At 65.6% G+C, this 13,157-nt stretch carries 13 protein-coding genes and 2 pseudogenes; 8 read left to right on the top strand and 7 right to left on the bottom strand.

The window, feature by feature from the left end; translation table 11 throughout:
- Positions 1–12: 12 nt before the first annotated feature.
- Positions 13–186: a hypothetical protein gene (locus AB0L63_RS06370; protein ID WP_364495415.1), complete on the bottom strand. Its 174-nt coding sequence runs from the start codon at positions 184–186 to the stop codon at positions 13–15.
- A gap of 112 nt (positions 187–298) precedes the next feature.
- Here AB0L63_RS06370 and AB0L63_RS06375 point away from each other — a divergent pair, with 112 nt between their 5' ends.
- From AB0L63_RS06375 to AB0L63_RS06400, 6 genes and pseudogenes are all read left to right on the top strand, one after another.
- Complete coding sequence (locus tag AB0L63_RS06375) at positions 299–907, top strand: TetR/AcrR family transcriptional regulator (RefSeq protein ID WP_364495418.1); 609 nt, start codon at positions 299–301, stop codon at positions 905–907.
- A gap of 80 nt (positions 908–987) precedes the next feature.
- Entirely contained in the window at positions 988–3,015 is a 2,028-nt protein-coding gene (gene paaZ, locus AB0L63_RS06380) for a phenylacetic acid degradation bifunctional protein PaaZ (RefSeq protein WP_364495421.1), read from the top strand.
- Positions 3,012–3,329 (top strand): EthD family reductase, encoded by a 318-nt coding sequence (locus AB0L63_RS06385; RefSeq protein WP_364495424.1) that lies wholly within the window; start codon positions 3,012–3,014, stop codon positions 3,327–3,329. The genes paaZ and AB0L63_RS06385 overlap by 4 nt, the downstream gene beginning before the upstream one ends.
- A gap of 8 nt (positions 3,330–3,337) precedes the next feature.
- Positions 3,338–3,790: a hydroxyphenylacetyl-CoA thioesterase PaaI gene (gene paaI, locus AB0L63_RS06390; protein WP_364495426.1), complete on the top strand. Its 453-nt coding sequence runs from the start codon at positions 3,338–3,340 to the stop codon at positions 3,788–3,790.
- 130 nt (positions 3,791–3,920) lie between these two features.
- A pseudogene (locus AB0L63_RS06395) lies at positions 3,921–4,024 on the top strand (IclR family transcriptional regulator); the annotation flags it as partial.
- Between the two features lie 170 nt (positions 4,025–4,194).
- A pseudogene (locus tag AB0L63_RS06400) lies at positions 4,195–4,398 on the top strand (IclR family transcriptional regulator C-terminal domain-containing protein); the annotation flags it as partial.
- 177 nt (positions 4,399–4,575) lie between these two features.
- Here the strand turns inward: AB0L63_RS06400 and AB0L63_RS06405 are convergent.
- Positions 4,576–5,160 (bottom strand): TetR/AcrR family transcriptional regulator, encoded by a 585-nt coding sequence (locus AB0L63_RS06405; protein WP_364495428.1) that lies wholly within the window; start codon positions 5,158–5,160, stop codon positions 4,576–4,578.
- 97 nt (positions 5,161–5,257) lie between these two features.
- Between AB0L63_RS06405 and AB0L63_RS06410 the strand changes: the two genes are divergently transcribed.
- On the top strand, positions 5,258–6,397 hold the full coding sequence (locus tag AB0L63_RS06410; RefSeq protein WP_364495431.1) for an acyl-CoA dehydrogenase family protein: 1,140 nt from the start codon (positions 5,258–5,260) through the stop codon (positions 6,395–6,397).
- 277 nt (positions 6,398–6,674) lie between these two features.
- On the opposite strand, the gene AB0L63_RS06415 is transcribed toward AB0L63_RS06410, so the two are convergent.
- Positions 6,675–7,472, bottom strand: coding sequence for a DUF2470 domain-containing protein (locus tag AB0L63_RS06415; protein ID WP_364495434.1), 798 nt, complete (start codon positions 7,470–7,472; stop codon positions 6,675–6,677).
- Positions 7,473–7,653: 181 nt separating this feature from the next.
- Between AB0L63_RS06415 and AB0L63_RS06420 the strand changes: the two genes are divergently transcribed.
- Complete coding sequence (locus AB0L63_RS06420; RefSeq protein ID WP_364495437.1) at positions 7,654–8,748, top strand: hypothetical protein; 1,095 nt, start codon at positions 7,654–7,656, stop codon at positions 8,746–8,748.
- A 110-nt stretch (positions 8,749–8,858) separates the two neighbouring features.
- On the opposite strand, the gene AB0L63_RS06425 is transcribed toward AB0L63_RS06420, so the two are convergent.
- From AB0L63_RS06425 to katG, 4 genes are all read right to left on the bottom strand, one after another.
- Complete coding sequence (locus AB0L63_RS06425) at positions 8,859–9,179, bottom strand: hypothetical protein (protein WP_364495440.1); 321 nt, start codon at positions 9,177–9,179, stop codon at positions 8,859–8,861.
- A 108-nt stretch (positions 9,180–9,287) separates the two neighbouring features.
- A complete protein-coding gene (locus tag AB0L63_RS06430; protein ID WP_364495443.1) occupies positions 9,288–9,656 on the bottom strand; it encodes a hypothetical protein in 369 nt (122 codons plus the stop codon).
- A 270-nt stretch (positions 9,657–9,926) separates the two neighbouring features.
- A complete protein-coding gene (locus tag AB0L63_RS06435; RefSeq protein WP_364495446.1) occupies positions 9,927–10,643 on the bottom strand; it encodes a metal-dependent hydrolase in 717 nt (238 codons plus the stop codon).
- Between the two features lie 253 nt (positions 10,644–10,896).
- Positions 10,897–13,128 (bottom strand): catalase/peroxidase HPI, encoded by a 2,232-nt coding sequence (katG, locus tag AB0L63_RS06440; RefSeq protein WP_364495448.1) that lies wholly within the window; start codon positions 13,126–13,128, stop codon positions 10,897–10,899.
- Positions 13,129–13,157 lie beyond the last annotated feature (29 nt).

Here is a 13,157-nt window from a genome sequence, read left to right on the forward strand (position 1 = left end):
TGAACTCGCTACTCACGCCGCCTCCACGAGCATCGAAACACCTTGTCCGACACCGGCGCACAGGCTGGCGAGTCCGCGGCTCAGCACGGCCGTGCTGGCCACATTGCGGTTGTCCTCACCGGCCAGAGTGCTGCCCTGTCGCTCCTGAGGCGTGCGGGCCTCGTCTACCGGAAACACTTCACGCACTGCTCGCTCCCATCTTCCTGCCTGATAATAATTACCGAATATTCGGTCGGTAATCAAGAGAGTTGGGTAGCGGTTCTGTGAGAGTCGGCCCGGCAACTGGGAAGATGAGGCCATGACTTCAGCACGACCCGCCCGCAGGTCAGGTCCTGGCCGACCGGGCTACGACCTGGACTCCCTGCTTTCGGTCGCCGTCAAAGTGTTCAACGACAAGGGTTACGAAGGCACAAGCATGGAAGCCCTTGCCGAGCGGCTCGGAATCACCAAATCCTCGATTTATCACCATGTCTCGGGTAAGTCGGAACTGCTGGAACTGGCGCTGAACCGGGCTCTCAACGGACTGTTCGCGGTCACCACGGAGCCCGAGGTGACCTCCGGTCGCTACGTCGACCGCCTCGAGCACCTGGTCTGCCGCAGTGTGCATGTGCTGTGCACGGAACTGCCGTACGTGACGCTGCTGCTGCGCGTGCGGGGCAATAGTGCGGTCGAGCGACGCGCCCTCGCCAGGCGCCGCGAATTCGATGATTTCGTTGCTGACCTGGTCAAACAGGCCGCCGCCGAGGGTGATCTGCGCTCGGACATCGAGCCGGGAGTGATCAGCCGCCTGCTGTTCGGCATGGTCAACTCGCTCATCGAGTGGTACCGCCCGCGCGGCGACGCGAACCCCGACGAGATCGCCGTCGCAGTGGTGCGCATGACCTTCGAGGGCCTGCGCGCCGCCTGACCCCAGGTCTGCTCCTTGACATACCGCGACTCCGGCGCGATGGTAATTACCGACCGATTGGACGGTTGAACGGAGTTGTGGTGAGCAGACTGCTGACGAGTTACGTGAAGGGGCGCTGGCATACCGCGTCCAATACGGGCACGCCCGTACACAGCGCCGTGGACGGCGCAGAGATCGCTCGGGTCTCATCCACCGGGGTGGATTTCGCCGGAGCGGTGGACTACGCCCGTGGCACGGGCGGCCCCGCGCTGGCGCGACTGACCTTCCATGAGCGCGCGGCCGTGCTGAAGGCTCTCGCGCTCGCTCTGAAGGAGCGCAAGACCGAGTTCTACGAGCTGTCCCGATCCACCGGCGCCACCGATCGCGATGCGGCCGTCGACATCGACGGTGGGATCGGGACCCTGCTCAGCTACGGCAGCCGGACCCGGAGAGAGTTGCCCAACGACACCGTCCTCCTCGACGGCCCGGTCGAACAGCTGGGCAAGGCCGGGACCTTCGCCGGCCAGCACCTCTACACGTCCCGCCGCGGTGTGGTCGTGCAGATCAACGCGTACAACTTTCCGGTGTGGGGCTTCTTGGAGAAGCTGGCGCCCGCCTTCATCGCCGGTGTGCCATCGATCGTGAAGCCGGCGAGCCAGACCGCCTACCTGACGGAGCTGGTGTTCCGGCGGATCGTCGAATCCGGGCTGCTGCCGGAGGGATCGGTGCAGCTGGTCTGCGGCAGCGCGCAACCCTTCCTGGAACATCTCAGCGGGCAGGATTCGATCCTGTTCACCGGCTCGGCGGCGACGGCGAGCTTGCTGCGCACCCATCCGGCGGTGGTGGCGAACGGTGTCCGGTTCACCGCGGAGGCGGATTCCCTCAACGCCTCGATCCTGGGCCCCGACGTCGCGGCCGACTCGGTTGAATTCGATTTGTATATAAAACAACTCGCCACCGAGATGACGGTGAAGGCCGGTCAGAAATGTACCGCCATCCGCCGCGCCCTGGTTCCCGCCGACCGGGTGGACGACGTGGCGCGGGCAACCACCGCGCGGCTGGCCAGGGCCGTCGTCGGTGATCCCGCCGACCCGGAGGTCACCATGGGCGCGCTGGTGAGCACGACGCAGCGCGAGGAGGTACTGGACGCCGTCCGTACCCTGACCAAGAGCTGCGAGATCGTTTTCGGCGATGCCGAGGCCCCCGCCGGTCCGGGCGCGTTCCTGCCTCCGATCCTGTTGCGCTGCACCGACAACGGCGCACCTGAGCCGCATGAGGTGGAACCGTTCGGCCCGGTCGCCACGATCATCGGCTACCGGAGCACCGCCGAGGCGATCGAACTCGCCGCACGCGGACAGGGCAGCCTGGTGGCGTCGCTGGTCACCACCGATACCGCCCTCGCTCGGGAGATCGTGCTCGGGCTCGCGCCCTACCACGGTCGCGTGCTGGTTCTCAATGCCGAAGATGCCGCGGAATCGACCGGTCACGGATCACCGCTGCCCGTCCTGGTGCACGGCGGCCCGGGTCGCGCCGGCGGCGGCGAGGAACTCGGCGGCATCCGCGGCGTGCTGCACCATATGCAACGGACCGCGGTCCAGGCCACGCCCAACATCCTCACCGCCGTCGGCCGCCGCTGGGTCGCCGGAGCCGATAGGGTCGAAGACCCGGTTCACCCGTTCCGCAAGACCCTCGCGGAGCTGCGGCTGGGCGACACCATCGTCAACGGGCCGCGCCGCGTGACCCGCGCCGATATCGCGCATTTCGCCGAGTTCACCGGTGACACCTTCTACGCGCATACCGATCCCGTCGCGGCCGAGGCGAATCCGCTCTTCGGCGGAATCGTGGCGCACGGCTATCTGGTGGTGTCGCTGGCGGCGGGTCTGTTCGTCGACCCTGCGCCCGGTCCGGTGCTGGCCAACTTCGGCGTCGACAACCTGCGATTCCTGACGCCCGTCAAGGCCGAGGACGAGCTCACTGTGACGCTGACCGCCAAGCAGATCACCCCACGCACCACCGCCGACTACGGCGAAGTCCGCTGGGACGCCACCGTCGCCAATCAGGACGGCGCAGTGGTCGCCGCCTACGACGTTCTCACCCTTGTCGCGAAAACGAATGGAGACAACCAATGAGCTACGAGATAGCGGTCTGCTACGGAAGGCCCAACGATCCTGCCGCTTTCGACGACTACTACGTCGCCACCCACATCCCGCTGGCGATCGCGGTGCCGGGACTGGCCGGCTTCTCCTGGTCCAAATGCACCGCCCTGGACGGCGGCGAACCACCGTACTATGCCGTCGCCCATCTCCAGTTCGAGACCGAAGCGGCTCTGCGCGAAGCGCTTTCGTCACCCGAAATGAAGGCGGCAGGTCGCGATGTGCGCAACTTCGCCACCGGCGGCGTCACCATGTACACCGAACAGATCCAATCCAGGCGAAAGCTCTGACTGCCGTCATGAAAGCACAAGCCGCTCCGGCGGCCGTCGATGATGCGTCACTTCGACTCGCCCACAGCATGTTTCAAGCAGACGCGGCCTCCATGGCGCTCGGCATAGAAGTGGTCGACATCGGTCACGGACATGCCGCCACCACCATGACGGTAACCGGCACGATGGTCAACGGGCACGGGATCACCCACGGCGGTTACGTATTCCTGCTCGCGGACACGACCTTCGCCTTGGCCTGCAACAGCCATGGCCGACCGGCGGTGGCGGCCCGTGCGGACATCCGGTACGTACAGCCCACCAGGGTCGGCGATGTTCTCGCCGCCACGGCCGTGGAACGAACGAGGTTCGGCCGCAACGGCATCTACGATGTCAGCGTCACCGATAGCGCGGGAAACCTGGTGGCCGAATTCCGCGGCGACAGCCGCGTCGTCGGTGCTACACCGGCATCGGACGCTTCCTGAGCGATCCTCTACGGGGGCCTGCCCGACCAACACTGACCAGGCGGGCCTCCGTATCGTCCGTGCGCGTCACGGTCGCGCTCGCGGAAGACGGCGTACACAGGTACAAACGCCCGCGTGAACCTCGGCCAGGTCGCTGGCGGTGCCTGAGGACCGGCTGCATCGCGCCGCTCTGTTCTTCCTGCACGAATTGCATCGTGCTACCGGATCGTGGTGCATCTGGCAGTTCTCGACGGGTGGCTGACAGCGGCGGGCAACCGGCCCAGCGGAGTGGGAAGAAGCTCGCGCGAGCCGAGCCAGGTCGATGCCGTGCCGTGTCAGGGTGCGGATGGCGGTGTCGGGGTGCGCATGTGCGGGTTCTGGTTGGAGTTCGTCCATAGCATCATCTCGAGGTCCTAGGGTCGACGATATCGACAATCGATTTGATCCGGCGTACGCCGCGCACGATCGTCGGGCCGGTCCTGTTGCGTGCACAACTCGACCGTGTGCGCGAAGACGGGGTCGCCTACGAATACGAGGAGTCCTCGATCGGGATCGCCTGCGTGGCCGCCCCAATTCTCGGTGCCGGCGGGCAACCGCTTGCCGCGATCTCGGTGACCGGCCCTACGTCACGATTCCGTCCCGGCGACCACGTCGATCCGATCCGCGCCGCCGCGGCCGGCGTGGAATCCATGGTGGGTTCGAAGGGCGATATAAGACGGCAGGTGCGGCTGGCGTATGTGATGGTGCGGGATGCTGTCCGGCGAATTCGCGGATCGGCGTTCGGTGCAGGCGTTTTCGGCGGACGGCTACGCGCTGATACCGGCGGTGAGGATGGCGGCCAATTCGCGGTACGCGGCCGCGTCCTCGAGACCGGCGTATTCGCGCACTCCGCCCTGCTGGATACGGACCATCATGGTGGCCGCGAGGTCACCGGCGAAAGCTGCGTGCACACCCCGGAATTCACCGCTCGTGACGCCGGCGTCGATCAGTTCCCGAACGCGACGGGCGGCGATGCGAGTGTTGCGTTCATAGATTTCGCGTGCGGGTGCGAAGGCGTGCAGGTCGGCCATGAACTGCGGCGACGCGGCCGACAGGGCGGCTCCGACGGCGGACAGGTAGTCGGCGATGCGTTGGCGGGCCTCGGTCACAGCGGCGATGCGGGACTCCACATCGACGGTGGCGCGCCGGAAGAAGTGCACCGTCGCCGCCCGGACCAGCTGCTCCTTACTTCCGGCGAGGGTGTACAGCGTCGACTTGGAGCAGCGCAGGCGGGCGGCGATCTCATCGAGGGTCAGATGCGCGAACCCCTCGGACAGGAACAGTTCGACCAGCGCGTCGAAGAGTTCGGTGCGTCGACGGGTGGCGAAACCACCGCGGGTGAGCTGGTCCATGTGATCCGATAGTACTGAGGCTCGGCTTGCAGTACTGCTCCACCTGACAGTACTGTGAGCAGTAATTCAGTACTACTATCCGTAGCCGAGGAGCCCCGTGGCCGTCGAACGCCTGCTGCCTACCGAAGAGGCCCGTGATCTGATCGAGCTCACCCGGGAGATCGCCGATAAGGTCCTCACCCCGATCGTCGACGAACACGAGCGAGCCGAGACCTATCCGGAGGGCGTCTTCGCCACATTGGGTGCGGCGGGATTGCTGAGCCTGCCGCACCCGGTCGAGTGGGGCGGCGGCGGACAGCCGTATGAGGTGTATCTGCAGGTGCTCGAGGAGATCGCGGCCCGATGGGCCGCGGTGGCGGTCGCGGTGAGCGTGCATAGCCTGTCCTGCCATCCGCTGCTTGCGTTCGGCACCGAGGAGCAGAAGCAGCGCTGGTTGCCGGATATGTTGGGTGGCAACCTGATCGGCGCCTACAGTCTGTCCGAACCACAGGCCGGTTCCGACGCCGCCGCCGTCGCATGCCGGGCCACTCCGGGCGACGGCGGCTACCGGATCAACGGTACAAAGGCATGGATCACCCACGGCGGCATTGCCGACTTCTACAACCTCTTCGCGCGCACCGGCGAGGGATCGCGTGGCATCTCCTGCTTCCTGGTTCCGCGCGAGACCTCCGGGCTCACGTTCGGCAAACCCGAAGCGAAGATGGGCCTGCACGCCGTGCCCACCACGACCGCCCACTATGACGACGCATTCCTCCCAGAGGAGCGCCGCATCGGCACGGAGGGCCAGGGACTCCAAATCGCCTTGAGCGCACTGGATTCCGGACGGCTCGGTATCGCCGCGGTCGCGACCGGCCTGGCCCAGGCCGCGCTCGATGAGGCCGTCGCCTACGCGAAGGAACGCACCGCCTTCGGCAGGCCGATCATCGACCATCAAGGTCTGGGTTTCCTGCTCGCGGATATGGCCGCCGCCGTCGATTCCGCCCGCGCCACCTACCTCGACGCGGCGCGGCGCCGAGATGCCGGTTTGACCTATTCCCGGCAGGCCAGCGTGGCGAAGCTGATCGCCACCGATGCCGCCATGAAGGTCACCACCGACGCCGTTCAGGTCTATGGCGGTTACGGCTACACTCGCGATTTCCGCGTCGAACGCTATATGCGCGAAGCCAAGATCACCCAAATCTTCGAGGGCACCAACCAGATCCAGCGCCTGGTCATCAGCCGCGCACTCGCACACTGAACCCTGGCAGTGTGCGAGGTCAGGTCGTGACTCGCGACCTCTCGAGAGGTCAGCTCGGGTACGTGTGCGAGGTCGGCCCGACGTCGGGGTTGGGCAGGATCTTGTCCAGGCGGTGCGTATCCCGCAACCAGGATCGGTGCGCGCTGCCGCAGAATGAACTGGCTCCAGCCGAACGGAGCGGCGGCTGCGGCCGATTCACCGCTACCGCGGCGCTTACGGGGGCAGAACGTGACGTCCGCAATGGCGACCAGAGCCCCCACTCACCATCCGCGCGTCGTCACACCTTGCGGGAGCGCCGCGTCAACTCGACTGTCGCGGCACGCAACTCGGCTGCGGAATCGATCGCCGTCGCATAGCCCACCCGTGTTCGCGCCACGCCGCGCGGCATCACGACCCGCAAGTCCAGCCCGTACCGGTCGGCGCGTTCGCAACTCGCCTCCGTCGCGTCCGGATACCCGCCCAAAACCTGCGCCATCGACAACAGCGCTTCCGCGTGATCGTCGTTCAGATGCGCGATCGCCCGCCCCGCCACCGGAACGACCGGATCCGGCGCGGCTGCCAGATACTGTTCGGCGGTCGCGGAATCCATCCGCCCATACCCACCGACCCACCGAACGCGCCGCACCCGCAACACCCACAGCGAAAAATCGCTGTAGTCCACGTAGTACTTCGCCGCTGGCACCGCCGTCAGATGCGCCTCGCGCGCAGCCGCAGCCTCATCGCCGACCGGACGCTCCACCACACCGGCCAGCGTGATCCGGGTTCCAGCCAGCGGATCCGCGGGCACATCGGGCGATACCACCGACAGGCTGGCTCGCGGATCCGTTGCGAGGTTGCGCCCGTGCTCGGCCAGCCGCGATACGCACAGCACCGGCTGACCATCCAGCAGCCCGTAAGTGACGAACGACGCCCACGGGCCGCCGTCCTCACTCAAACTCGCCAAGGTCGCGATATTCGTAGCCGCCGCAACGGTTCTGGCCTCCTCGGCCGCCGACGGGCGCGCGGGATTCACCACCGGCGCGGTCGGCTGTGGAATCGAAGGCGCGTCGCCCGGATCACCGTGATCGAGAGTCATATCGTCCATCCTCGCAGGTATCCCACTGGCATTCAGTGTGATATCGCCCAGGACGTGGTCGCGCAGCGAGACCACGCAGCGATGCCGAACAGCTGACATCGGACAATCGAAACGCCGACGACCGGATATCGAAGCGATCGATCGCGCGCACAACGGCCGCGGATCGGCGAGACTGGCGTGCGTGACCCGATATGCATTCGACGCCGATCGCAACGCCCTTGTCGCCATCTGGGCGACCGGACGCGGCGATCTCGCGACAACGGTGGCCGAGCTGCCGCTGATAAACCATGACCAGGCAACGAGTTTGGCGTCGAATCTGACAATCCTGTCCCGGTTCCAGTGGCGCACCTATACCCATCCGGCAAGTGCCGCAGGCGATCCCGACATCCCCAATAGCGAGGCCTGGCGGCGCGCGGGGGAGCGCAGCAACTTCAAGGAGGTCGAGGCCGCAATCCGCACCCCGAACCTGCCGACCGATCACGGTCTCGTCGTTTCCTACAGCGGCGTGGTCGAATCCGCGCACCGCATCGGACGCACCCTGCACGCCATCGACGACTCCGCCCTGCGAGACACCATCGTCGCCGAGGTCCGCGCTGAACAAGCCGCCATCGAATCCGCCGAACTCGGCGATCTGTCCGCCCGCGCACGCCAGGCGGTCGAACTCTCCCGCCCGGATGTCTCACCGGCCCAGGTACAGGCCGCCGACGCACTGCTGCGCGCCGACCCGCTCGGCACCCTAGAGCTGTTCACCGAACTCGATCCCGCCTCCGCGTCCGTCGCGGCCGCGCACTGGCTCTACGCCGCCGCCGAGGTCGCGGGCGAACTCGCCGGCGTGCCGACCGCCGATGTGGTTGTCGAAGCCGACGATATCGAGGTACTGCAGGTCGAAACCCCGACCCTGGTGCTGGAGCGGCTGACCAGCGGCGAAACCCCGACCGACATCGTCGTCGACCTCATCGCCGAAGCCATGTCCGTTTCCGAGGGACACGTGCCCGCGCCATGGGGAGTGGTAGCCCGAGTCGCCGAAATCGAAGAGCAGGCCCACAAATTCGATCTCGACAGCGCCTCCCGTGCTGCCCTGCTCGACGAGTTTCGGATCAGCCGCCTCGACCCCACCCGCCCGGCTCTTGACCTGCTGGAAGATCTTCTCGACGGAATCCGTGGCTGCTTACTGCTCTACTCGGCCCACACCGCGGGTGCCGACGCAGAAGTCGAAGCTCGGTTCGCCGCCGACGTCAGGGGGATAGCCGACACCCACCCCGACCAATTGTTCTGAACCGATCAACCGCAGCGCACCCACTCCTGGCGCACATCGGCGGCGAGCCAGCGGAGCGGCGCCTGGTACACGGCGTCGTGGTCGAGCAGGGCGAAGTTGTTGGATCTCGATCAGGCGGTCGTAGGCACCCGCTTCGGGCCCGGTGGAACGCGGTAAGCGCCGGCTTCCGCGACGAGCACGCAGTCGCTGTCGGGGGAGGGGACCACGCCATTGGCGAATTGCACTCCGTCGATAAGAGTTTCGGGCTTGCCGGTCGGATCGAGGCGAAACAGGCGGCCGGTGCCGGAATGCTCCAGCAGATCACCCATCCACTGGTCCAGCGGATAACGGCGCGATGACGAGGAGAAGTAGATCGTGCCATCCTCGGCGCGATCTACATTGCTGGCGAAGGGGAGTGGTTCGCCGTCGACCCACGTCCTCGGGTGTCGCACCGCGCAGTTTCAATCGCGTGACCTGGGGAAGTGTTGTGATACTGAGCGTTTCGCCAGCAAAGGGTGGGGCCAGCGCTGCGGTCGCATTGCCGATCCGGCGACCATGGCTCACCTTATCCCGACGCCGACAACCATCCGCTCGCGAATCAACCTCAATAGAAAATGCTCATACGTAGATATGCGCATCTGAACATGTGAACTCGCCATTGAACCGCGAGCAACACGTCCGGCTTCGCCGAACAGGCATGGAAAGGGTGGGGAGAGGGAGGGCCGGTGTTCAACTCGCAAGTTGCGGTGCGCGACAAACGCTTCCATCGCCGAGTTCGGACGGTTCTCGCGGTTGCTGCTCTCGCCGCGGGCGGCGGGTGTCTGCGACTTGCCGGGCATGGGCGGCTCCTGTTCACTCTCGGCGGTGTCACTCATCAGACGTCCAATCCCTTCGTTTTGTAATAGCGGGGTAGTGGTGGTGTGCGTCACAGCGAAGCGCTGTTAGACGGATAGGGGAGTGCTTCGATCCGCGACGACGGGCTGGACGATGTTGTGGCGAGGCTCGAAATCGGTTCACGGGGCACGTATCTGCTGAAATGGCGAGCCTCTGGAATGGCGAGCCTCACCTAAACTGCATCTCGATATTTAGATATGCATATTAATTTATCAATCATTAAATCTCCAACAAACCCAAAAGACCGCAAAGACCTCCGGGGGAGCCCCAGCCGCTGCGGCCGTCGACGGCCGCAGCGGTGAGACTTAGGGATTGACGGAGAAGACGTACCAGAGCACGGCAAGTGTGGCCACCGTGAAAAACGGTGACAGAATCCAGGTTTCGACCTTGTTCCCGGTCCGTTCGATCACTGGTATGCGGGTACGCAGCCGGAACGGCCAGAACAGTCGGCACCCCTTATCGGTGAGGCAATCACCGACGAGGTGGGCGAGTGCCCCGAGCCCGACGGAGAACGGCAACCATGCCGGTTTATCGGTGATCCAGTGATCCATTGCGAACGTCCCTGCCGCCGCGAGGATTATGACCGTGCCCCATGCCTCGATGCCCTCGCCGGCGGGGCACAGATGCAGTGCCCGCACTGCCAGCGCGAGCAGGAAGAACACCAATCCCAGCGTGAAATACCTGCCGAGCCAATGCTCACCCGCCCAGGTCCCATAGGCGATGGCGATGACGAAGGCGAATGAGTGCGTGGCGTGCCGATGTCCACCGGAGATCCGGGAGATCAACCGGCACAGGTGGTAGGAGATCGGACCGAGGACATGCGCGATGGTGCCGTTCGGATGGTCCGCATCGGGCAGCAGCGCGGCCCCCGCGGTCAGCAGGGTACCGAGCAATATCTCGACCGCACCGAGATGCGTGTCGCCAGTTGGTAATACCGGATAAACCAACACCGAGATGGGCAGCGTGGCCGCTGCCACCGACCAGGCGAAAGCGCCACTGGTCGCATGTGAATGTCCTAGCACCGCATGAAGGTTAGTTGACCACAACCAGTTTCAATCAACGCGACTAACCAGCCGGTGAAAACGTATCGGGGGGAGGGGATTTCACTGCGAGCGGCAAGATGCGGTCGCTGTGCCCGTTGCGCATCGAGCAGCCGACGAACAGTCCGTTGAGGTCGAACAAACTGACATGCGCATGACGGCGCCCCCGCGAACCATGGGAGTTCGCGGGGGCGCCGCATGAGGCGGACCGGCCGGGTCGGTCGGTCCTCCTACGTCACACCAGGTCGAACCGGTCCAGATTGGACACCTTGACCCACGCGGCGATGAAGTCGTTCACGAACTTCTCCTTCGCGTCGTCGCTCGCGTAGACCTCCGCGAGCGCGCGCAGCTGCGAGTTCGACCCGAAGATCAGGTCGACGCGGCTGCCGGTCCACTTGAGCGCACCGGTGGCGCGATCCTTGCCCTCGAAGGTTCCGTCATCGGCGGCCGACGGCTCCCACTTCGTGCCCATATCGAGCAGGTTCACGAAGAAGTCGTTGGTCAACGATCCCGGGTTCTGGGTGAATACGCCGAGCTGTGACTGCTTGTGGTTCGTGCCGAGGACGCGCAGACCACCGATGAGGACGGTCAGCTCGGGAGCGCTGAGGGTCAGCAGATTCGCCCGGTCGATCAGCAGGTACTCGGCGGGGAGCCGGTTACCCTTTCCGACATAGTTGCGGAAGCCGTCCGCATTGGGCTCGAGCACGGAGAAGGACTCCACATCGGTCTGCTCCTGGGCGGCGTCCGTGCGCCCCGGGGTGAACGGCACCTCGACGTCGTAGCCGGCGTTCTTGGCGGCCTGCTCGACGGCCGCGGCGCCGCCGAGCACGACGATGTCGGCGAAGGACACCCGGGTGTTTCCGGTCTGGGCGGTGTTGAAGGACTCCTGGATGCCTTCCAGGACGCGTACCACCTGGGCGAGCTCATCGGGCTCGTTGACCTCCCAGCCGGCCTGCGGTTGCAGGCGGACTCGTCCACCGTTGGCGCCGCCGCGCTTGTCACTGCCACGGAAGGACGCCGCAGCCGCCCAGGTGGTCGAAACCAGCTGTGCGACAGTCAGACCCGAGGTCAGGATCTGGCTCTTGAGTGCGGCGATATCGTCGGCCCCGATGAGGTCGTGCGATACCGCGGGCACCGGATCCTGCCAGAGCAGGGTCTCCTTCGGGACCAGCGGTCCGAGATAACGGACGATCGGGCCCATATCGCGGTGGATGAGCTTGTACCAGGCCTTGGCGAACTCCACGGCCAGCTCTTCGGGGTGTTCGAGCCAGCGACGGGTGATCTGCTCGTAAACGGGGTCGACCCGCAGCGAGATGTCGGTGGTCAGCATCACCGGGGTGTGGGTCTTCGACGGGTCGTGAGCGTCGGCCACGGTACCCGCGCCAGCGCCGTCCTTCGGGATGTACTGCCAGGCTCCGGCGGGGCTCTTGGTCTTCTCCCACTCGTAGCCGTACAGGGTCTCGAGGAAGCTGTTGTCCCACTTGGTCGGGGTGGGCGTCCAGGTGCCCTCGAGACCGCTGGTGATCGCGTCCTTGCCGACACCGGTGCCGAAGCCACTCTTCCAGCCGAGGCCCTGCTCTTCGAGCGGTGCGGCCTCGGGCTCGGGACCGACGAGATCGGCATCGCCGGCACCGTGGGTCTTGCCGAAGGTGTGGCCGCCGACGATCAGCGCCGCTGTCTCGATATCGTTCATGGCCATGCGGCGGAAGGTCTCACGGATGTCGACGGCCGCTGCGAGCGGATCCGGATTGCCGTTGGGGCCTTCCGGATTGACGTAGATCAGACCCATTTGGACTGCGGCCAAGGGGTTTTCGAGGTCGCGAGTGCCGGTGTAGCGCTCGTCGCCGAGCCAGGTCTGCTCCGGACCCCAGTACACGTCCTCATCGGGCTCCCACTGGTCGACGCGGCCGCCACCGAAACCGAAGGTCGGGAAGCCCATGTCTTCGAGCGCGACATTGCCGGCGTAGACGATCAGGTCGGCCCACGACAGTTTGCGGCCGTACTTCTGCTTGATCGGCCACAGCAGACGACGCGCCTTGTCGAGGCTGGCGTTGTCGGGCCAGCTGTTGAGCGGGGCGAAGCGCTGCATACCGGCACCGGCTCCGCCGCGGCCGTCATTGATCCGGTAGGTGCCTGCGGCGTGCCAGGCCATCCGGATGAACAACGGTCCGTAGTGGCCGTAGTCGGCGGGCCACCAGTCCTGCGAGGTGGTCATGACCTCGATGATGTCCTGCTTCACGGCAGCCAGATCGAGGGTTTTGAATTCCGCGGCGTAGTCGAAGTCCGCGCCCATGGGGCTGGCTACGGCCGGGTTCTTCTGCAGGATCTTGAGATTGAGCTGGTTCGGCCACCAGTCACGGTTGCCTCCGCCCTCGGCTGGGGACTTGAGGCGACCGGATGTAACGGGGCAACCACCGGCGGCGGGTTCCGTATTGGCCTCTCCGATGGGCGGATGTTCCTCAGGCACGGCAATTCCTTTCGGGGAAGTGAGTGAAT

The organism is Nocardia sp. NPDC051990, assembly GCF_040680755.1.
Lineage (GTDB): Bacteria > Actinomycetota > Actinomycetes > Mycobacteriales > Mycobacteriaceae > Nocardia.

Bases quoted from the DNA above. Each gene is read 5' to 3' on its own strand.
- AB0L63_RS06375 (WP_364495418.1), top strand. From the start codon at position 299: ATGACTTCAGCACGACCCGCCCGCAGGTCAGGTCCTGGCCGACCGGGC.
- AB0L63_RS06385 (WP_364495424.1), top strand. From the start codon at position 3,012: ATGAGCTACGAGATAGCGGTCTGCTACGGAAGGCCCAACGATCCTGCC.
- paaI (WP_364495426.1), top strand. From the start codon at position 3,338: ATGAAAGCACAAGCCGCTCCGGCGGCCGTCGATGATGCGTCACTTCGA.
- AB0L63_RS06405 (WP_364495428.1), bottom strand. From the start codon at position 5,160: ATGGACCAGCTCACCCGCGGTGGTTTCGCCACCCGTCGACGCACCGAA.
- AB0L63_RS06415 (WP_364495434.1), bottom strand. From the start codon at position 7,472: ATGACTCTCGATCACGGTGATCCGGGCGACGCGCCTTCGATTCCACAG.